Origin of the sequence: Lewinella sp. W8 (genome assembly GCF_004375085.3) — a bacterium.
In the GTDB taxonomy this organism is placed as follows: Bacteria; Bacteroidota; Bacteroidia; order Chitinophagales; family Saprospiraceae; genus Neolewinella.
The window spans coordinates 68,776-89,940 of record NZ_SNAQ03000009.1 but is presented as its reverse complement, the minus strand read 5'-3'; the positions used below and the strand labels follow the sequence as shown (position 1 = coordinate 89,940).

General features: G+C 57.9%; 13 protein-coding genes. 5 read left to right on the top strand and 8 right to left on the bottom strand.

The features are described 5' to 3' along the window. Window positions 1-90: 90 nt before the first annotated feature. Together E1J53_RS11705 and E1J53_RS11700 are read left to right on the top strand one after the other, a co-directional pair. Window positions 91-1,086, top strand: coding sequence for a rhomboid family intramembrane serine protease (locus E1J53_RS11705; RefSeq protein ID WP_134273136.1), 996 nt, complete (start codon window positions 91-93; stop codon window positions 1,084-1,086). Window positions 1,087-1,091: 5 nt separating this feature from the next. Further along, a complete protein-coding gene (locus tag E1J53_RS11700; RefSeq protein ID WP_134273135.1) occupies window positions 1,092-2,144 on the top strand; it encodes an endonuclease/exonuclease/phosphatase family protein in 1,053 nt (350 codons plus the stop codon). Window positions 2,145-2,589: 445 nt separating this feature from the next. Here E1J53_RS11700 and E1J53_RS11695 read toward each other — a convergent pair whose 3' ends face one another. The 4 genes from E1J53_RS11695 to E1J53_RS11680 all read right to left on the bottom strand — a co-directional run bounded on the left by E1J53_RS11695 (window position 2,590) and on the right by E1J53_RS11680 (window position 8,113). After that, window positions 2,590-3,228, bottom strand: a complete 639-nt coding sequence (locus E1J53_RS11695; protein ID WP_134273134.1) for a porin family protein — start codon at window positions 3,226-3,228, stop codon at window positions 2,590-2,592. Between the two features lie 890 nt (window positions 3,229-4,118). Continuing rightward, a complete protein-coding gene (gene lpdA, locus E1J53_RS11690) occupies window positions 4,119-5,522 on the bottom strand; it encodes a dihydrolipoyl dehydrogenase (protein WP_134273133.1) in 1,404 nt (467 codons plus the stop codon). A gap of 63 nt (window positions 5,523-5,585) precedes the next feature. Further along, window positions 5,586-6,947, bottom strand: coding sequence for a regulatory iron-sulfur-containing complex subunit RicT (locus tag E1J53_RS11685; RefSeq protein ID WP_134273132.1), 1,362 nt, complete (start codon window positions 6,945-6,947; stop codon window positions 5,586-5,588). Window positions 6,948-6,967: 20 nt separating this feature from the next. Continuing rightward, window positions 6,968-8,113: a hypothetical protein gene (locus E1J53_RS11680; protein WP_134273131.1), complete on the bottom strand. Its 1,146-nt coding sequence runs from the start codon at window positions 8,111-8,113 to the stop codon at window positions 6,968-6,970. Window positions 8,114-8,520: 407 nt separating this feature from the next. Here E1J53_RS11680 and E1J53_RS11675 point away from each other — a divergent pair, with 407 nt between their 5' ends. Next, a complete protein-coding gene (locus E1J53_RS11675; protein ID WP_134273130.1) occupies window positions 8,521-9,333 on the top strand; it encodes a universal stress protein in 813 nt (270 codons plus the stop codon). Between the two features lie 194 nt (window positions 9,334-9,527). Here E1J53_RS11675 and E1J53_RS11670 read toward each other — a convergent pair whose 3' ends face one another. Beyond that, window positions 9,528-10,961 (bottom strand): hypothetical protein, encoded by a 1,434-nt coding sequence (locus E1J53_RS11670; protein WP_134273129.1) that lies wholly within the window; start codon window positions 10,959-10,961, stop codon window positions 9,528-9,530. Between the two features lie 198 nt (window positions 10,962-11,159). Here E1J53_RS11670 and E1J53_RS11665 point away from each other — a divergent pair, with 198 nt between their 5' ends. Together E1J53_RS11665 and E1J53_RS11660 are read left to right on the top strand one after the other, a co-directional pair. Further along, on the top strand, window positions 11,160-14,138 hold the full coding sequence (locus E1J53_RS11665) for a PQQ-binding-like beta-propeller repeat protein (protein ID WP_173021456.1): 2,979 nt from the start codon (window positions 11,160-11,162) through the stop codon (window positions 14,136-14,138). Window positions 14,139-14,340: 202 nt separating this feature from the next. Then, window positions 14,341-15,420 carry a quinone-dependent dihydroorotate dehydrogenase gene (locus tag E1J53_RS11660; protein WP_134273127.1) on the top strand — a complete coding sequence of 360 codons (1,080 nt, stop codon included), beginning with the start codon at window positions 14,341-14,343 and terminating at the stop codon, window positions 15,418-15,420. 111 nt (window positions 15,421-15,531) lie between these two features. Here the strand turns inward: E1J53_RS11660 and E1J53_RS11655 are convergent, their stop codons facing one another. The 3 genes from E1J53_RS11655 to E1J53_RS11645 form a co-directional block, all read right to left on the bottom strand. Next, window positions 15,532-18,588, bottom strand: coding sequence for an efflux RND transporter permease subunit (locus E1J53_RS11655; protein WP_134273126.1), 3,057 nt, complete (start codon window positions 18,586-18,588; stop codon window positions 15,532-15,534). Between the two features lie 68 nt (window positions 18,589-18,656). Continuing rightward, on the bottom strand, window positions 18,657-19,760 hold the full coding sequence (locus tag E1J53_RS11650; RefSeq protein WP_134273125.1) for an efflux RND transporter periplasmic adaptor subunit: 1,104 nt from the start codon (window positions 19,758-19,760) through the stop codon (window positions 18,657-18,659). 34 nt (window positions 19,761-19,794) lie between these two features. Continuing rightward, window positions 19,795-21,162, bottom strand: coding sequence for a TolC family protein (locus E1J53_RS11645; protein ID WP_134273124.1), 1,368 nt, complete (start codon window positions 21,160-21,162; stop codon window positions 19,795-19,797). Window positions 21,163-21,165: the final 3 nt, after the last annotated feature.

The following is a 21,165-nucleotide window of genomic DNA, read 5'->3' as shown; positions in this document are numbered from 1 at the left end:
TCTAAGCCCCCCATCGGACAAAAATCCCGACCACCGCATACAACTATTCTTTTTTATTTTGTTTTTAGAAGTGCGCACTTCCGTCAGACTATGCTACAATCCATCTGGGACGACATTCGCCGGGAATTTGACTATGGCAATATGATCAACAAGATCATCATCGTCAACGTAGCCGTGTTCCTGGTCATTAACCTGGCCTGGGTGTTCCTGCGCATCTTCAACGGTTGGAACACGCCCAGCCTGTACCAGGACATCATCGAGTTCTTCATGATCTCCAGCAGCTGGTGGCATAACCTGACCCACCCCTGGGCGCTGATCACCCACATGTTCATGCACGAGGGCTTCTGGCACCTGCTCTGGAACATGCTCTACCTGTTCTGGTTTGGCCGCATTTTTGGCGACCTGCTCGGCGACCGGCGCGTGCTTCCCCTGTACATCCTCGGCGGACTGGCGGGCTTCGTGGCCTACTTCCTGGCCTATAACCTGATCGACATCAGCGACGCGACCAACTACGCCCTCGGGGCCAGCGGTTCGGTGTTCTGTATCCTGGTGGCGGCGGGGCTCTTCGCCCCCGAATACGGCATTCGCCTGCTTTTCCTCGGTACTATCCGGCTGAAGTACATCGTCTTTTTTGCCGTGGTGGCCCAAATCATCGGTCTGGGTTCCCTGAACAACATCGGCGGCACCTTTGATCACCTCGGGGGTATCGTGATGGGCTTCCTGTTTGCCTTTTACCTCAAGCGGGGAACGGACCTGACCGACCCGGTAGCGAAGGCCATCGAGTGGGTGCAGATGAAGTACCGCAACTTATTGGAGCCCAGCAAAGAACATCAGCCCGGTCCGCGGGCGGCCTACCGCAGCGGTAAATCGGTCAAGGAAACCGCCGAGAAGTCCTCCCGTCCCTCCTTCATGCGCAAGGCGGGCGGCAAGAAATCCGGCTCCGGAAAATCCGACGACGGCGGTAAGCCCGAGGCCAGCCACCAGGAGCAGCTGGACGCCATTCTGGACAAGATCAAGGACCGGGGGTACAACTCGCTATCCAAGGAAGAAAAGGACTTCCTCTTCCGGGCATCAAACCGAAATTAAGGACCGTGTTGCGGCGATTAGGACGATGGATCGGTTACGCCTTAGCGTTGCTGACGGGCTTCGGCTTATTGGCCCGTTACGTTTCTCCGGACATCATCTGGCCGCCGGCGATTGTGGCCCTGCTGCTGCCGGGTCTGCTGCTCGTCACGGGGCTTTTCCTGGCCTACCAGCTTTATCGCCGCCGCTGGGCGGCGGCGGCCCTGCCCGGCCTGGTGATGATCATTGCCCTGCCCACCCTTTCCAAACTCTTTGCCGTCGCGCTCGGCGGAGCAGCAGAACCCTCCGCAGACGCTGAATCCCTGACGGTCGTGACGGCCAACGTGCGGGGGTTCAAAGATGATGCCTGGAAGTCGCTGCCGGAAAGTACCGTCCGGAACAGTATTGAAGCCTTCGGGGCAGACCTGCTGCTGCTGCAGGAGGCCGGTCGGCCACGGGGCGCTGCTTCCCGCTCGGAGGCCGTGAAGGTGGCGGGCGACTACGCCAGCCGCCTGCACCCCCAGGAAAAAACACTGGCCACCTTCGGGAACCATCCCATGGAAACCGTCGCTATTCACTTTGAGGGCTACAACGGCTTTACGGTAACCGATCACCGGACGCCGGTCGGGAAGCTCCGGGTCATCAACGTCCATTTGCAGTCTAACCGCATTACCCGGATGGCCGGGGAGTTGCGGCAGGACAGTACCATCGAAGCCGGGGCCAACCGGCTTCAGGCCATGTTTCGAAGCTACGGAAACGCAGCCCGCACCCGGGCCCGGCAGGCGGCGGAAATTCTGGCCTACGTGGAGGAAAGCCCCCATCCGGTAATCGTAGCCGGCGACTTCAACGACGTACCCTCCTCCTATACCTACCAGCGCATCCGGACGCCCCGACTGCAGGACGCCTGGGTCGAGCGGGGCTTCGGCCTGGGGACCACCTTCACCGGCCCACTACCCGGCCTCCGGATCGACTTCGTCCTGGCGGACACCAGCCTCTCCGTGCGGTCGATAGAGCGGCTGAGCGAGGGCTATTCCGACCACCGCCCGCTGAAGGTGGTCCTGGAGAAGGCGGGCGATGAGTGAAAAATAAATTAGATTTATCCCGAATTTTCCTGGTGTCGACTTTCTCCGAAAGGTGACCACACCCGGTCCTTCCGAAGCGGGAAATCCGCCTCACTTTCTGCGAAGTGTAGAATGATTGCTGTAGCGACGGCATCTGGTTTGAACGAGAACCTTTCGCCGGATAAATCCGGCGCTACTGAATCAATGGCGTGGGGGAGTCGCGGGAGGGGAGAGGTCGTAGTAGGGAAGCTGACAATCCTTCTTCCGCCATACATACCTTGTCGCTACCGAAGACCTTCAGTTATCGCTGGTCACTCGTCACGGTGTATTCAAAAATAACTAGAGCGGTACCGAGGCAACTCAGTACCGCTCTACGGATTTAGCATGGCCATCAATTAGCTTCCCATTAACGTGGGCTCAAAATTCGGGATGACTCATGGGTAGAATGCTCTCAGGGTAAAGGGCCTTAATTCCCGCCGAGAGGAAGCCGCACGCCGGCGTTTACGCCGAAGGACGTCCACCGGATGGTGCCCTCATCATCGGCACTTTCATCGTTGAGGGAGTTGAGGCCCCTCATGTAGCGCACCTCGGCGAAGAACTTCTGGCCGAAGGTCAGTCCACCGGCCAGGGCCAGTTGAAGGGAGGTCCGGTTGAACCCATCTTCTTCGGAGAATTCAATGTCTTCGACCATGCCGTCGGTGTCTACCTCGCCACCGAGGGCGTAGCCGAGTACGGGGCCGGCCGCAGCGTAGAGACCCACGGAACCGTTGTCGAGCAGCATGTACTTGGCGAGGAATCCGAGGTCTACGTAGTTTACGGTAACGCTTTGGTCCGTATTGGTGCCGAAAAAGTCAATACTGATTCCGTAGCCGCGACCGACGTAACTCAATTCCGGCGAAAGCATGAATTTGCCGCTCTGCCCAACGGGCAGATCAAGGAATACGCCGGCCATCAGGTTGGTCTCGCTGTCAAAGGAAATGGATATTCCTTCGGCGCTTACGTTGACGTTGGTGAAGTTAACGCCGGCCCGCAGACCGAAGGACTGGGCGGATAGGCCCGCAGTGGTGAGGCACAGCAGGGCGAAAAAGCATAGGGATTTACGCATGAAAGGGTGTTTGGAAAAGGTGAGGCTAAGGCCAGGAACCCTCGCAGGGGCTCAAAATCATTGATTGTTGGAGATTTTGAGGACAAGCAGGTTGCCTTCAACCTCTGGGTTGGTGAATGAATTGCTGGTCGAAAGATAGCGTAAATCTGCAGACCGCAATTACTTCGTGGCGTTAAGGAAAAACGAAAATCGGCCATCCCTGCGAACTGCAGGATAGCCGATTTCAGGGCGATCCTTCGGGTAAAGAATTTAGACATAGGCTGTTCCGTGAATTAATCATTTGGCCTTTAATCCCTTGAATTTTCTAGTAGCGGCAAGGCATGTATGGGATGGCCTAGAGTTATACACCTTCTAGAGGCTAAATTGCGTCCAGTAATATTGTAGTCTAAATTTTTAGGTTCCGGGCGTCTTGATAGGTATGATCATCTGAAGGTCGAAATCACCCACCCTTTGGAAAATCTTGGTGTCGCCTTTCCCCGAAAGGCGACCACACCAGCAAAGAAAATAAGATTAGACAAGATCGATTTGTCACATTCTTTTGCGGAAGGTCCTTTAGTTGTCCCAGTCTGATTCGGTTTCCTTTCGGGGAAAGGAAACACCATTTAACCTCAATTATTTGCTAATTTCCTCAAGAGGAATAATTCAGAATAGGTGATTAACTCATTAGACTAATGGCTACGGTTCACTGACGATCCGACACACCTGAAGGTAGCAAAGGAAATACTTCATGGGACACAGAGTACAATGCAATATACAGTCGTAACTCAACGCCACTACATGGGTTACAACTTTGTGCTAACCAACACATGCCTTGCCGCTACTGTTTGCCCCACTGAACGGCCGCGATTCCGCAGGAATCGCTAATGAAATCTCACGGAAATGCATAAGGTTTAGACGTGCAGTGCCCGGTCTCCCGTCGCGGCCAGGGCCGCTTCCTTGAATGCCTCGGTGTAGGTGGGGTGGGCGTGGCTCATGCGGGCAGCGTCTTCGGCGCTGGCGCGGAACTCCATCAGAGCAACGGCTTCGGCAATCATGTCCGCCGTGCGGGGGCCCACCATATGGACGCCCAGGATTTCGTCGGTGTCGGCGTGGCTGATCACCTTGACCATGCCTTCGGTGTCGGTACTGGCGCGAGCACGGCCGAGGGCCTTGAAGGGGAACTTACCCACTTTGTAGGGAATGCCGGCCTCCTTGATCTGCTCTTCGGTCTGCCCCACGGCCGCGACTTCCGGCCAGGTGTACACCACCCCGGGAATGAGGTTGTAGTCTACGTGGGGGCGCTGTCCGGCAATGGTTTCGGCTACGAAAACCCCTTCCTCTTCGGCCTTGTGGGCCAGCATCGCACCCCGGATGACGTCACCGATGGCGTAGATGTTGGGCACGTTGGTCCGCAGGTGATCATCCACGATTACCCGACCCCGGTCGTCGAGCGCAACGCCGGCCTTGTCCAGGCCAAGATTGTTGGTGTAGGGCCGTCGGCCGATGGCGATGAGACAGTAGTCGGCGTCGATCTCAAAACCCTCGCCACCGTCACGCTTTTCCACGGAGACCTTCACTTTGGTTTTTAACCCCTTCACGTCGGTCACCTTGTGCTTCAGGTGAAACTTGACGCCGGTCTTCTTCAGGGCCCGCATCAGTTCTTTAGAGCAGTCCTTGTCCATCGTGGGAATGATCCGGTCCTGGAACTCGACGACCTCCACTTCCGTGCCCAGTCGGGCGTATACACTACCCAGCTCAAGGCCGATCACGCCGCCACCGACAATGACCATCCGCTTGGGTACCTTGTCGATGTTGAGGGCTTCGGTACTGGTGATGACCCGATTTTTGTCGTAGTTCATGAAGTCCGGGGTGATGGGCTTCGACCCCGTAGCGATGATGAACTTGTCGCTGCTGATCGTTTGATCTTCGCCTTCGTTCATGGCCACGTGGAGTTCCGTGGGACTGGTGAAGGTGCCGTGACCGTAGAAGACGTCGATTTTGTTCTTCTTCATCAGGAACTGTACGCCCTTGACGGTCTGATCCACGACCTCATTTTTCCGCTTGATCATCTGGGGCATGTCTACCCCGAGATTGCTAATCTTGATGCCGTGTTCCGCAAATTTTTCGTGAGCGGCGTGGTAGTGCTCCGAACTGTCGAGCAGGGCTTTCGAAGGAATACAGCCGACGTTCAGGCAGGTGCCTCCGAGGCTGTTGTACCGTTCCACGATGGCCGTTTTCAGCCCCAGTTGGGCGGCACGGATGGCGGCAACGTAGCCTCCGGGGCCACTACCGATAACGGTTACGTCATATTGCATAGGAAAAATCAGTTGTCAGTTGTCGTTGGATGCATTGGGTAAACAGCTCAGACGGAGGAAAGGTTAGTCCTTCTTGTCTCCTTGTCCGCCGGATTTTTTCCGCCGTCCGCGGCGGGATTTGCGCGACTTACGGCCGGTGTTTTGTCCGTTAGCGGAAGCTTCTCCTCCCTGATTGGCGGATTTCTTTTTGGGGCGGCGGCGGCTCCGTTTTGCCGGGGAACCTCCCTCGCTGCCCGTGGTTTTGGCTTCGGGGGTCTTGCCCGCAGAGGGTTTATTCCCCGATTTGCCGGAGGGCCTCCGGCCGGATTTCTTCTTTCGGCGGCGCTTACTCCGCTTCTCGGCGGGAAGTTCCACGGCTCCGGTGACGTCTTCGTAGCCGAAGATTTCTTCGGTCTCCTCTTCGTAAAGCTGGAAGGCCTTGAGGCTCTCCGGTTTCTGGCCGGCTTTGTTGAGGGCGATGATGTCGTGTACTTTGGCCACCGGAATCGGGAACAGCGCCCCCCGGTTTTCCTTGTAGGTGTAGTACATGATGCCCTTGAAGATGTCGGTCTTGATCAGGATGCCCAGTCCGGCCTCCGTGCGCAGCTTGTCCGCCTTTTTCGGGAAGGCCTCCATGGCTTCCATGTAGGTGTCCAACTCGTAGTTCAGGCAGCACTTCAGGCGGCCGCACTGCCCGGAGAGTTTGGTTTGGTTGATGGCGATGTTCTGGTAGCGAGCCGCGGCGGTGTTGACGGGTTTGAAGTCACTCAGCCAGGTGGAGCAGCAGAGCTCTCGCCCACAGCTGCCGATGCCGCCGAGGCGGGCCGACTCGACCCGCGGGCCGATCTGCCGCATTTCAATTTTCACCCGGAACTGATGGGAATACTGGCGCACCAGCTCCCGGAAATCAATCCGCTCGTCGCTGGTGTAGTAAATGGTCGCTTTGCGGCAGTCGCCCTGGTATTCGACGTCGGAAATCTTCATGTTCAGGTGAGAAGACCGGGCGATGGCCCGCGCGCGGACCAGCGTTTCCTTCTCCAGCTCCCGGGCCGCGGCGAGTTTTTCCATGTCGCGCTGGTTGGCCCGCCGGAGGACGGAGTCGGTGACCTTGCTTTCCTTGACCCTTTTCTTTTTCATCTGCAACCGGACGAGTTCTCCACTGAGGGTGATCCGGCCAATGTTGTAGCCGTTTTTGGCTTCAACGGCGACGTTATCTCCGGTGAATACCTGAAGTTCCCGGGGGGCGTGAAAGAAGTCTTTGGAGGCACCATCCTTGAAGCTGACTTCCACAATGTTGGTGGCGTAGGGATCGTCGATGCCGAGATCCGCCAGCCAGTCGTAGGTGCTCATTTTATTGCAGGAGCCGGTGCCACAGGCGCCCTTGCTGCCGCAGCCGCGGGGCACTCCGTTTTCGTCCGTTCCTGTTCCGCAGGATTTACATCCCATAGTTTACTGCATTATATGGTTTACGCCGATCCGGTCCCGACGGCGGGTCTGGGTTGGCGGAATATTTGGTGAAGGCGAATACCGGCGTCGAGGAAAAGAATTCTGGGATTGGCGTTGCGTTCGACGTGCTCCATGCATTCGCTGAGGATTTCGCTGATGTCCGCGAGTTGTTCGTGAGATACGAGGGGCAGCATTTTTCGTGCACTGGCCAGTTCATTTTCCGGTAGGCGTACCCGCCCGGCGGCGTTGTCGGTAACGCTGAGGAGGAGAAACTCCCGCCAGAAGTGAAGGGCGTAGCGCAAAAAATGCTTCTGGTTTTCCCGGCCGAGTTTTGCAAAGTCGTCGGTCCAGTCGGTCAGTTTGGCCGCACTGCCCTGAAAGCACACCCGCATCCAGGCCAGGAAGCGCTCGCCGTGGTTGACGCTGTCTCCATCGGCCAGGGCCCGGGCCACGTTGAAGTTGCCATCGGCCAGCCGGGCGGCGGCCGCCGCCGCCGCTGGATCAATGCCGACCTGGCCGAGGCCGGCGACGATCTCCTCGTCGGTGGGCGGACTTAGCTTGGTCAGCTGACAGCGGCTGAGGATGGTGTTCAGAATCAGTTCGGACCGTTCGGCAACCAGAAAGAAGACGGTGTTTTCCGGGGGCTCCTCGATCATCTTCAGCAGCCGGTTACCCTCGTTGCCCAGGTACTCGGGCAGCCAGATCAGCATGATCTTGTAGCGGCCCTCGAAAATTTTCAGGTTGAGTTTCTTGATGATGTTGGCGCAGGCTTCCCGGGTGATGTTGCCCTGCTTGTTCTCCGCGCCGATCCGCTGCAGCCAGTCGTTGGCTTCCAGGTAGGGGCGCTCCTGGAGCGCTTCCCGCCACTGGGGCAGGAAGGGGTCACTGGTCATTTTGCTGCCTACGGTCGGGAAGGCGAAATGAAAATCGGGATGGACGTACCCTTTGGTTTTGCGGCACGCCCGACAACTGCCACAGGCCGTGTCGCCTCCCTCACCCTGACGATTTTCGCAGAGCAGCAGGTTGGCGATGGCCAGGGCGGCCGGCAGGCCGCCGGTGCCGGGAGCGGACAGCAGCAAATTGGCGTGGGGCAGGCGGTCTGCCGCCGCCATGCGTCGCAACTGGTGAAGGCCCGGAGGCTGGTGAATAAGTTGGTCGAAATTCATCGATGCGGTACTCAGTAGTCCTCGGAGGATACTGGCCCGATCGGATCGGACGAAGTCGGTAGCAGCCATCATGGCCTGGCTCCCCGGGCGGTACCCGGCACCTGCGACCTCGCCAAAATAAGTGGCAAAAGACGCGAAGGAATGGTGGGTGGGCCCAAAAAGCCCGCCGGACCTATGTTATATTCAAGGCTTCCTGAGGGAAGCGATTGCTTATTAACCTGGACCTGTTGGTCACTACCGGGATGCCCGGTCCGTCTGGACCTGATTCCCCGGAGCAAACGGAATTTGGTAAGACTTCCGTATACTCACCACCAAAGGTAAGCCATGGAGATGTAATGCGGGCAAGGAGACCCGATAATTGATCGCCCAACCCCACCGTCACGAAAATTGTTTTATCAAGAAAGCCCATGCAAAAGATTCTAGTAGCCACCGATAATTCTGAAGCCGCGGGTAATGCGGTTGACTATGCCGTGGAACTGGCCAATCAGTTTGGCAGTTTGCTCACCCTGGTATCCGCCCTTGATGAGCCCTATTCCAGTGGGGCTGGTTCCCTGGTAAGCCTCAAGGAACACATGCGCGACGAAGCGCGGGAGGTGATGGAAAGGGTAGTGGAGCGCATTCAGCCCAAACTGATCAACGGCGCCCGGGTGGAAGTCCGGACCATTGACGGTGACCCGGACGTCGTGTTGCCGCGGATTGCCCTGGCCAAGGACTACGAGCTGATTGTGATGGGCACCAAGGGGTCCTCCACGGCCAAGGAGTTTTTTACGGGAAGCGTGGCCAACGCTACCCTGGAGAAATCAACCGTGCCGCTGCTCATCATCCCGCAGGCGGCCCAGTACGTGCCCCCGAAACGAATTTTGCTGGCCGCCGACGATAAACCCATTCGTCCCGAATTGGTGGAACCGCTGGTGCAGCTGGCCGAAGCCTTCGGCTCGGAGGTTATCGTCTTCCACGAAGCCAATGAGGAGGGGAAGAGTACCTACGATGAGAACCTGGAGAATTACCTGATGTCGGTCCCCTACCGTTTCCAGATCAGCATCGGAGACGGCTCGGTGGCCGCTGGCATCGGCCGGGCGATGGAGAGCCAGAAGGCGAACCTGTTAACGATGGTCTTCCGCAATCATGGCTTTTTCGCCAAATTGCTCAACCGCAGTACGGTCAGCGATTTCGTGTTCACCAGCGATGCGCCCCTGCTGGTGCTTCCGGATCAGGCGTAATCGTCACCGGTGGCCGCCGAAGGAAAAGCGGGCGCGGCGCGCAGGTGCAATGGATAGGCTTAAGGAATTAGGATTCAGGATTGAGGATTCAGGATTTAGGCTGAAGGAGAAGAAAGAAGAGGGAGAAGAGCTCGTCCGCCCAGGCGCGAGGCACGAGCTGACTGGTCGGCCGAGCGGGGATGGAGACACGGAGATCAGGCCGTTTGCAGGGCGAGTTGTTCGAGCATCCACTTCTTTTCGGCCAGCGGACTGGTGGTTTCTATTCTTGTCCGCAGCGCCATGATTTTCTTTTCGTCGCGGGTGTTGATCCGGCTGAGTTGACGGACCAGGCGGACGGCGTTACCGAAGTGATCGCGGTGGAGGTCCGAGAGTTTTTTCCGGCGGATGTAGGTGGTCATGCTGTCGAGGAGGCTGTCCAGAGCGTCAAACTCATCCAGTTCGTAGTAGATTTTGAGGAGCATGGTTTTGGCCAACAGGTTGTAGACCGGGTGACGGAAGTCGACCTGGACGAGTAGGCGCATCGTGGTGTCGAAATCCTTTTGCTCGTATCCCAGGCGGGCCTGTGCAAAGCGCTGGGTGTTTTCCCGGATGTCGGCTTCCAGGGCACTGGCCTGTTCGCGGATGAAGTGTTCGGCCCAGTCGAATTCCTTGAGCTTGAGGGCGATGCTGACGACGTTGAGGTAGGTTTCCCGGGTGAGCTTGCCGTCTTCGGAAATGATGCCTTCGGCAAAACCGAGGCGGTAGAATTCGAAGGCCTCCCGGGTGTAGGGCTCCCGGCCGCGGTTCATGTGGGAGATGCAAATGTTAATGGCCATCAGAAAGACGTAGCGGCGGCCGTTTGACTTCAGCAGTCCGCCGTGCTCCAGGATGAGTGACCGTAGGCGCGAAATACTCCCTTCTTCTTCGGCTTGTCCCGTCAATCCGCGGTAGACGTAATAATAGATGGCGAGGGCCGGATACTGATCCAGGTCATATTGTTCGACGTAGCTGACCACTTCGTCGAGGAACCGCAGGTCGAACTGGGTACGAAACACCCGGGTCTGATAGAGCATATTGCAGCCTACCTTCAGTTTCTCGATCAGGTAGGCCACGTCCAGGTTGTTGGCGATCTGTTGGAAGTTGGGGTCTTCGTTCAGTTTGTGGTAGACCCGGTATTCGTCCAGTTCCAGCTCGAGCCGGTACTGGCTGCGGTAGAAGTCTTCGTTACGAATCTGGGTGGTTTCCTGCATCCGTTCCGCCTTTTTGAGGCTCCGCTGGAGGGGAGAGGAGAGGTTTCTTTGGCGCAGGGCGGCGATTAATGACAGCTGGGCATCAATTTCTTTACTGCTCCATTGTTCGTAAGCTAAAAAACCTTCCGTAGCTTTGAGGGCCCAATGGAAAGTTTGGCGCAGGCGGGCGTCATCGTAGGTCGTTCCCGGGAAAAGTCGTCGATAAATGCGTTCTTTTCCCAGTGCACTGGCCTTTTCCAGGCGGTCTTCGCCCCCAGTCAGATAGGCGTGTAGCGCTTTGACGTCGTCTCGCTGGTTATGGGCCGGGCTGTCCAGCCACTTGCCCAGGCGTCGGCTTTCCGACTTATTCAGGGATCGATAAATTAAAATAAGCGGATTTTTTTCAACGGAGCCCTGCATAGATTTTCAACGAATTATATTTAGCCAACGGCTCAAGAAAGCCAGTATTTATGGGGCTTTCACGGTTTTTCCGAGAGATTGACGACTTAAAAATAGGACTTTTTTTTCAACAAGTGAACGATTGTGTTCTTTGTGACGCTTCATTCTGACTTCATCTTTGTCATGCAATCAACGGATAGCCATCCTCAAACATCGAAAATGAAACAGCGACCTAAGGTAACGGCCATCGGTCGTCAGGTCCGCCGCGCGTTCCTGGCCCTGGCCCTGCTTTGCGCTTGTTTTCCGATCGGTGCCCAAGGAGGATTTGAAAAATCATTCGGCGGCCCAAAAGACGACTTCGGTCGGGCAGTGCTCCAAACAAAAGATCACGGTTACCTAGAGGTAGGTGGTTCGGAAGGAGAACTCGGGGACGACAATGACTTTGACATTTTCGTAGTTCGTACGGACGTTGACGGAACCATTGTATGGTCCAAGACTTACGACGAAGGCTTCATTGAGCAGGGTACTGACGTTACCCAGGCTTCCGACGGCGGGTTCCTGATCGTCGGATTTCGGCAAGCCACCGTTTCCTCCGAAGAAGAGACCTTCTTATTAAAGATTAATCGTCGGGGCGAAAAGGAGTTTACCGAAAGTTACGGTGAAGCTGGAAGCAACGAGCGCGGTCGGCAGATTATCCGGCTCCCCGGCAATGGCTACCTCATCACGGGGTACCGCCAGGACATCGCCACCGGTCGGAATGCCATCCTGGTCACCAAAATTGACGAGGACGGACAGATCGAATGGCGCAGCACCTTCGGCGATTACCGCTCGGGAGAAGCCATCGGTGCGGTGGCTGGCAATGATGGCTCCTACATTATCGGGGCCAACATCCAGGACTTCATCGGAGTAGACAGCGACATCGCCCTCTATGGCCTGGACGCCAACGGCGAGCCCCTGTGGACGAAGGTTTACGGAACGACTACGGAAAACGAACAAATTGAGGATATCATCCGCACCCAAGACGGCCAACTGGTCTTCGTAGGGTCGACGGATGGATTCAATAAAGCATTAATTGCTAAGGCGGATCTCAACGGAGATACGCTCTGGTACCGCCAAATCGATGCGGCCCCCTTTGACGATGAGTTACGGGGAGTGATCGAGGAGGATAATGGGGAAAACCTGGTGGCCGTTGGCCAAACGGTTCCCACCGGTGCCAACCTTGACGTACTAATGGTTAAAGTTCGTAGCTCGGACGGCCAACTGCTCTGGCAGCGCCGACTGGGTGACGACGACGCCCTGGACGTAGCGGAAGATCTGGCACCCACGCTGGACGGAGGTTACGCCCTGGCTGCCTTTAACTCTCGGGGTACGGTCCTTTTCAACGACATGACGTTGTTTAAAACGGACAACCTCGGAGGCCTGCAAACCAACTACCTGCGCGGTAAGGTGTACTACCCCGCCGCAAATGACTGCGCTCCTTACCAGGAGGGTGATCTTGGCTTAGAAGGTTGGCTGGTACGGGCAGAAAGTGACACGGCTACCTTTTTTGGCAGCACGGACTCACTGGGTAACTATGATCTGCGGGTTGACCGCGGCGTATACACCCTGAGCCTGCTGCGCAAGAACGATCGCTGGAATCTTTGCGACCCCGAGCCCCTGGTGGTGGATCTTACCGAGCCTTACGACAGTAATTTCCACGACTTCGCCCTGCAGCCCGCGATTGACTGCCCGCTTCTCGAAGTGTCGGTCAGCGCAACCCCGGCCATCCAGTGTGAAGACCAGATTCTGACGGTAACCTTCGGAAACACCGGAGCCGCTACCTCGACGGATAGTCGTGTCGAACTAACCCTGGATCCCCACCTCACCTTCGTGGAGGCGGAACCTGCACCAACCGTACGGGACGGACAGTTACTGAGCTACGAACTCGGTGATCTGGAGCCCGGCGCGGGAGGAAGCATCACGATTCGGGTGCAAATGGCCTGTAACGGAGTTGTCGAAGGACAAGCCCTTCAGACCACGGCCAACGTTTACCCAATCTATGATTGCTCACCGGTAGATCCCGACTGGGACGGATCGAGCATCGTAGTTACGAGTCGCTGCGACCCCGAAACCGGATTGACCTTCACGATTCAAAACGTGAGTGATAATCCGATGACGCAGGCTGCCAGCTACGTAGTGGTGGAGGACATCGTGCTCACTCAGCGGTCAGACTTCCTTCTTGAGGGAGGCCAAGACATTGAGGTGCCAGTCAATCTCCAGGACGGACCATTGAGTACTTACCGACTGATCGCCGAGCAATCGCCCGGCCACCCCGGCAACCTTTTTCCCACGGCAGTGGCGGAAGGATGTAACGTGGAGGAAGGTCAGCCGTTTACCACCGGACAGGTGGCTCAGTTTCCCGATAACGACGGGAACCTTAACCTTGACATACTAACCCAGGAAATCGTTGTGCTGGATGATGGTGCCCCCGTTTCCTTGACGGCCTATCCCCGAGGCTATCGAGACTCGATCATTATCCCAAAAACTGACATTGAATATACCATTTTCTTTGCACCACCAGCCAACGATACATTTGAACGCGTGGTCATCCGCGATACCCTTCCCGACCTGTTGGATTTCAACAGCCTGGAGATGGGTGCTGCGAGCCATCCCTATGATTTCGTCCTTTACCAGGACGGTATCCTTAAGATCACGTTTGATTCAATCCGAATTTTTTCAGACGGCGGCGCGGGGGAAGCTGACGCGGCACTCAAAAGGGGCTATGTCTCTTTTCGACTATCCCAAAAACCGAATACTACAAGGGGTGCCGTAATCAGAAATCGTGCTGCCGTTTATTTTGACTACGAAACACCAATCTTCTCCGAGGTGGTGACGCACGTAGTCGGCTGTGACAACTTCTTAGCCGAAGATTGCCTGCTGACTTCCACGCGGAACTTACCGAGAGCGACGGGTGTTGAACTATACCTTAGTCCTAATCCGGCTACCGAGCGTACAACGGTACGACTCGAAGGATGGACTACAATTGACACGGAATTCACCTTCCGCCTCTTCAGTGCAAGCGGGCAAACGGTCCACGAACAACGGTTCCGCGGTGACCAAATGGAATTCCTCCGTCAAAAGCTTGCTTCCGGCAGTTACTTTTATGAGGTGACCGGTGGAGGCTACCTGATCGGCTCAGGAAGCTTAATATTGCCATAATATACCCAACGATTTGATCGTTAAGGTGTTAATTAAGATAAATCGGCGGCAGCGCCCGCCAGAAGAACTTTTTTAGGTCGTCTTTTTTTCATGAGATTATGATTGTTTGTGCCTGACTGCTATGCAGTCGGGCTTTTTTTTTTGCCCGCCGGAAAGGGGGCGTGGCGTGGAAGTTGTTCTACCTTTGCGAGAAACCCCCGTCATGTACCAGCTGCTCAAGCCCGCGCTGTTTCAATTAGCCCCCGAGCGGGCCCACCACCTGACCGTAAAGGGACTGGCCGCGACCCTGGCCGTTCCCGGCCTGAGCCACGCCTTTCGGGCTACCTATCGACTGGAGGATCCTTCGCTGGAGCGGCAGGTATTCGGGCTGCCGTTTCCCAATCCGGTCGGATTGGCGGCGGGCTTCGATAAGGACGGTAAGTACTACCGTCACATGGCGAGTCTGGGGTTTGGCTTCCTGGAGCTGGGGACCGTCACGCCCCGGCCGCAGGCCGGGAACCCGCAACCGCGCTTGTTCCGATTACCTAAGGACCGGGCGCTGATCAACCGGATGGGCTTCAACAATGAGGGGGTGGATGCTCTGGCCGGAAGGCTACTGCGATATGGCCGGCCGGGAAAGACGATTCTGGGCGGCAACATCGGCAAGAACAAAACGACGCCCAACGAGCAAGCCGTAGACGATTACGTCGACTGCTTCAAGAAGTTATACGCCCTGGTGGATTACTTCGTGGTCAACGTAAGTTCCCCCAACACCCCAAATCTGCGGGCGCTGCAGGACAAGGAACCCCTAACGGCCCTGCTATCGACGCTGCAGGAGCTGAACCAGCGGATGGTGAAGTCCAGCCTTCGTCCGATGGAAGATCTCGGAAAGCCCGGGGATTTGTGGCACGCCAAGCCGATTCTGCTGAAGATTGCTCCCGACCTGACGGAGGGGCAGTTAGACGACATCCTGGCCATCGTGGAAGCAACCGGTATTGCCGGCATCATCGCCACCAACACGACCATCGCCCGGGAGCCCCTGACCACTCCGCAGGCGGCGGTGGCCGCCATCGGGGCCGGTGGCCTGAGCGGAGCGCCCGTGCGGGACCGGAGCACGGAAGTGATCCGATACCTCCACCAAAAGAGCGAAGGGCACCTCAACATCATCGGGGTGGGAGGAATTGACTCCCCGGAATCCGCTCAGGAAAAGCTGGACGCGGGAGCCAAACTGATTCAGGTATATAGCGGGATGGTATACGCCGGACCGGGACTGGTGCGGGACATCAAGCGGTCGCTGCTGTAATTTCTCAAGAACCAGTAGTCTTTTGGGGCTAATGCATGCCGGGGTGGAAGCCACCGGGGCCTTGCTCCTCCGGAACCTCCCCGGCACCTGCGGCCACGCCCTGATGATCATCTACTCCACCCGCACCGCCTTTCTTCTACTCAGCCAGCCGTAGAGGACCGGAACGACGAGCAGGGTGAGTAGGGTGGAACTGATCATGCCCCCGATGATGGTCCAACCCAGCGGAGACCAGAGGCTGGTGGCCTGGGCGGTAAGCGGCAGCAAGCCAAGGATGGTCGTGAGGGTAGTGAGGACGATGGGGGCGAAGCGACGCTCACTGCCCCGGCGAATGGCTTCGCCGATGGGGAGGCCTTCCTCCAGCAGCTGATTCATATAGTCCACCATGATGATGCTGTTATTGACCACGATGCCCACCAGGGAAATGAAGCCCACGAAGGCGAAGAAGCTGAAGGACCATCCGGTGAGCCACAGGGCCACAAAACTGCCGGTTACCGCAAGGGGAATGGCGGAAAAGACAATTAATGGTTGCAACAGGGAGCGAAACTGGAGTACCAGGACGGCGAAGATGGCCAGCATGGCCAGCACGAGGATGATGCCCAGCGTGCCGAAGGTGGCCTGCTGATCTTCGTATTCCCCTCCGGCCGAATACCGGTAGCCCGCGGGCCAGTTCAGCTGCTCGATGTCGTCGATGAGGGCCTGGGTAATGGGGACCGTCTGGTCGGCATTCGTTACGTCGGCCGTGATGCTGGCAATGCGCTCCAGTTGATAGTGGTTGATTACCGCGGGACTGGAGGAAAACCGGAGGTCGGCCACCTGCTGGAGGGGCACCTGGGCGCCGGTCTGGGTGGTAAAGTAGACCTGGTCGAAGTCTTCGATGCCGGGCGCTTCGTCAAAGGGAATTCTGACGTTCAGCGGATATTCTTTCCCGTCTTCGAGGCTGACCTGGTCAAAAGTTAAACCCGAGAGGCTGGCCAGGATGGTCTGATCAAAGTCAAGGGTGGCCAGCCCGATCAGCCCGGCTTTGTCCCGGTTGAGCTCTACGCTCAGGTCGGTTTTCCGGTCGAGGAGTTCATTTTCCACGGAGATTACTCCGGCGGTGTTGCGCATTAGTTTTTCGATGTCGTTGACGATGCGGGCAACGGTATCGGGTTGGGGGCCGCTGACCCGAAACTCGATGGGGGCCTTGACCGGAGCGCCGTTCTTCAGCTCCTGAAACCGGATTTCTGCGCCCGGATAAGCGGAAAATTCTTTGCGGAAGGTCGCCAGGGTGGCGTAAAATTTTCCGGGGTCCCACTCCCGAAAGTTGACGAGTACCTGCCCCTTGTTCTTCTGAAAGGACTCCGGAATCCGGTTGTAGTAGATCATGGGATTACCGTGCCCGACGTTGGCGGTGTAGTCCCGCACGTAGTCTGTCGTATCCAGGATGGACTCCACGTAGGCGACGGCCTTATCCGTGGCGTCCAGGCTGCTGCCGGGCGGGGTCGAAATGTCTACGAGGAGGAGGGGCTTGTCGGCGGTGGGGAAAAAGCTGACCCCGATACTGGGGAAAAGGGATACGGCACCGACCAGCAGGCCTACGGCCAGCAACACGATCAGGGCACCCCGGCGGAGGCTAAAGTCCAGGACCGGCCGGTAAATTTTCTCCACCACGTACTCCAGGGCCCGCTGGGGGGCGGGGGACTTCCGGTCGGCGCGGTATTTAAGAATCTTACTGGCCAGTAAGGGAGAAAAGCTCAGGGCCAGGAGCAGAGAGATGCCGAGGGTAAGCATCACGGTGACGGGCAGGGAGATGAGGAACTCACCGGGGCCACCCCCCAGCTGGGTGAGGGGGAAGAACGCCAGCAGGGTGGTAACGGTGGAGCTTACGATGGCCCAACCGACCTCCGCGGTACCCTTCGCGGCCGCGGCCGCGGGCGTCAGCCCCTCCCGCAAGTACCGATTGATGTTCTCAATGACCACAATGCCGTTATCCACCAGCAAACCCAGAGCGATGACGAGTGCGGCGATGCTGATCTGCTGGATGGCAAAGCCGTTGGCGTTGAGCAGGGCCAGGGCGATCAGGATGCAGAGCGGAATGACCGTCATCACGATTACTGCGGCCCGGAAACCCAGAAAGAGCAGGATGATGACGCCAACGAGGATGACCCCCTGCAGCAGATTACCGAAGAAATCGGTAATCCGGGCACTCACGGCGGGGGCCTGCTCAAAGGCCGTATGGAGCTGCACCGTGGGGGGAAGGGTGGGGCGCAGTTCGTCCAGGGCGGAGTGAATGCCCGCATTGACGTCCACGATATTGCTGGTGTTTTCGATGAATACCGAGAGGAGCAGCGCCCGTTCCCCCCGATAACGCGCCCGCCAGCGCTCGTCTTCGTAGGCGAAGCGGACGTCAGCGACGTCCTGGAGGTACACCAGCTTTCCTTCGGCACTGCCCACGACGGTCTCGCGAATTTCGGTCAGGGTCTCAAAGCTGCCGCTGGTTTTGATGCTGAAGTTCTGGTCCGTGGCGTTGATGTCTCCGCCGGGGACGTTGGCGTTGTTGCTCGACAGGATGTTCAGAATGGAGGTCGGAGGGATGTTCTGGGCGGCGCAACGCTGGAAGTCAACGCTGACCCGTACCTGGCGTTCCGGGAAGGCCTCAATTTTTACTTCTTTTACCCCCGGCGTGCGTTCCACCCCAAGTTCGATTTCCTCGGCAATGTCTTCCAGTTGGTGGAAGGGGGTAGCCGGTGAAGTAAGGGCAATCTGGTGGACAACCGCGCGGTCTTCCTGCTTGAATTGCTCGATTTCGTAAAGCACAATTCCGGCGGGAAGCTCATCCCGCAGCGGACCGAGTTCCCGGACAATTTCGTCGTACTTATCGTCCCAGTCGGGAATGCCGAAGTCCGCCTCAATCCGGATGAGGGCAACCCCCTCGAAGATTTCCGTGACGACGACGTCAATGTCGTCCAGTTCTTCAATGCCATCCTCGATGGGGTCGACGACCAGCTCTTCCATGTCTTCCGGACTCGTGCCGGGGTAAACCACCGTTAGGATGTAGGTGGGCAGGTTGATGCTGGGATCTTCCGAGCGTGGCATACTTCGGTAGGAGAGCAGACCGATCGTGGTGGCAATCAGCGTCAGTACCAGCACGAAGGCACCGTTTTGTATGGACCAGTTGGGCAAAGTCATGGTTCGAAGCATTTAAATTGATGGGGCAGGCCCCTGGCCTGCGGAAGCGGAGCGGGGTAATGGGGGAGCTACTGGATGGCCGCCTGGGTCTCGTTGGTCTCTGTGGTGGTAATGCTCAGCGCGTTGCCCTCCTGGAGGTAGGCCGCACCGCTGGTAATGACTTGGGTAATGCCGGCCAGCTCACTGGCCGGAACGACGAACGATTGATCGAGTAGGGAAGTCACCCGGACTTCTTTGCTGGCGGCCTGGCCGTTCTCGTCCGGATAAAAAATCCTGACTTTCTGACCGTTTCCTTCCACCAGCGCATCCAGGGGCAGCCGGTAGTGTGCCGGCTGGCGGGAGGGGAAGATGCTCGCCCGGCCGATGAAGCCGTTGCGCAGGGTTTTTCCCTGTGCATCCAGGGTAAGTTCCACTTCAAAGGTGCCGGTTCTGGGGTCCGCCGCCGCCGCAATTTCGGTTACCGTTGCGGCAATCGGGGCTTCCGGATAGGCGTCCAGGCGAACCTCCGCCCGATCCCCTTCGGCCAGGTGGAGGACGTTGCGGTCCGCTACCCCGACCCGCAGGACGTAGCTGCGCTGCCCCTCCCCGATCAGGAAGAATACGGGATTGCCTGGTCCGACCAACTCGCCGCGTTCGGCAAATTGCTTCACGATCCGGCCACTGACCGGGGCTACGATTCGGGCGTACTGCTGGTTGAAGCGAGCAATTTCCAGGTCGGAGGTGGCGACGGAAAGTGCCGTCTCCAGATCCTGCACGTTCTCCAGGGTCGCGGCTTTTTCGGCGTAGAGGTTTTTGGTGCGCTCCAGGTCGCGTTGGTATTTATCAACGGCGCGCTCCGCTTTTCGTACCTGGGCGTCGATTTCGGTGGTCTTGAGACTCGCCAGGGTGGTGCCCCGCCGGACGTAGTCGCCTTCCCCGACGTTGATCCGATTGACGATGCCGCCAATTTTAAAGGAAAGGCGAGCTTCCTCCCGAGCACCGATGGTGCCGCCTACTTCAATCGGGATGGGGGCGGAAGAAGGCGCGATGGTCGTCATCCGTACGGGAATGGGGGCATTGGGATCGGCCACTTCGGGTTCCTGCCCGGGATAATCCGTTTTGCATCCCGAGAGGAACAGCAGGAGGCCAAATACGCTGAGGGAAAGATAGGGGAGTGAGGATGGCGTTTTCACGAAGAATAAATTTTGGGCGATGGGAAGGAGGAGATCAGGAAGCCGTTGCGGCTTCGAGGGCGGCGTAGGCCTGGAGCAAGCGGAAGAGTGCCAGGTTTTCTCGCAGCCGCGCGGTGGTCCACTGCTGGCGGGCGTCCAGGAGCTCGATCAGGATGGCCCGCTGGTTGCGGTAACGCTGATCAATGATCTGGTAGGTGGCCTCGGCGGCGCGGGATCCGCTGCGGGCGGCCCGCAGCTGAAGGCGTTCGCTCTGAATCCGTTGCCAGGCCCGCCAGGTTTCCAGGTCGATGGCGCGTTCCGTGTCTTGCTGGCGGAGGGCCAGCTGTTGCCGCTGGATCCGGGTTTGCTGCTTGCGGAGGTTGCGTTTTCCGCCGTCGTGGAGGTTCCAGGTGAAGCCCAGTCCGACGGTGAAGTAGGGCTGATCACCAAAGTCTCCGTCGAGGAAGCCCTGGGCCCCGGCCTGGGCGAAGGCGCCCAGCGTGGGGCGGCGTTCAGCATCCTGGAGGTCCTCCAGGCGAACGAGGCTTTCCTGTCCGGCCAGGAGTTGGGCGAGCTCGGGCCGCTGCCGCCGGGCCAGCTCACTGAGGGATGCGTATTCGAGCAGCAGCAAACTGGTGTCAATTTCCGTAGCGGCAAACTCGTCCTGCAGCGGTGTTTCGGCGGGGAGGTTGAGCAGGCGGTTGAGGGCCGCGGCGGTTACCGCCGCACTTTGTTCGTAGGTGGCCCGTTGCCCGTCGAGCTGGGCAATTTCGGCTTCGGTACGCGAGACGATTTCCGGGGTGGCCTTATCGTTGCTCACCAGCACCCGGTTGACCCGCAGCAGCTCATTCAGGGCTTCGCGGGAACTGTCAATAATGCGCTGACCCTCTCTGGCCTGGAGGTGGGCAAAGTATAAGTCCTTGACCTGCAGTCGTAGCTGATTTTCGAGCACTTTAGTGGCGCTGCCGGCTTCCAGCAGCTGGGCTTCCCGCAGGGCAATTTCCCGGCCAATCAGCGGCTGCAGCAGCGGCAGGCGTGCCTCCAGACGGGTGTCGTGAAAGTTGCTGGGGGTAAGCTGCTCGTCGACGTTTTCCAGGTTGGTCGGGAAGCGTTCCTCCCCGGTCAGCTGGTTCAGCGTGGCGTACGTAGGGTTGAAGAGATCGCCCACCGGGAAGTTAATGCGGCGGCCCCCGAACGAAATCAGGTAGTCCGATTTGAGGTCGACCGTAGCCCGTTTGTTGGCCGCGGCCAGTTCGATGGCCAGTGCCCGTTCATTTTCCACCAGCCGTTGGGCCAGCAGGGTGGGGTTTTCGGCGAGGGCCCGCTCGACGTAACCGTCGATTTGGGGCGATTGTCCAAAGAGCAACAGCGGTAAAATCGCCAGCAAATGGACGGCAATCATTTTATGAACAGTGTTCAGCATTGT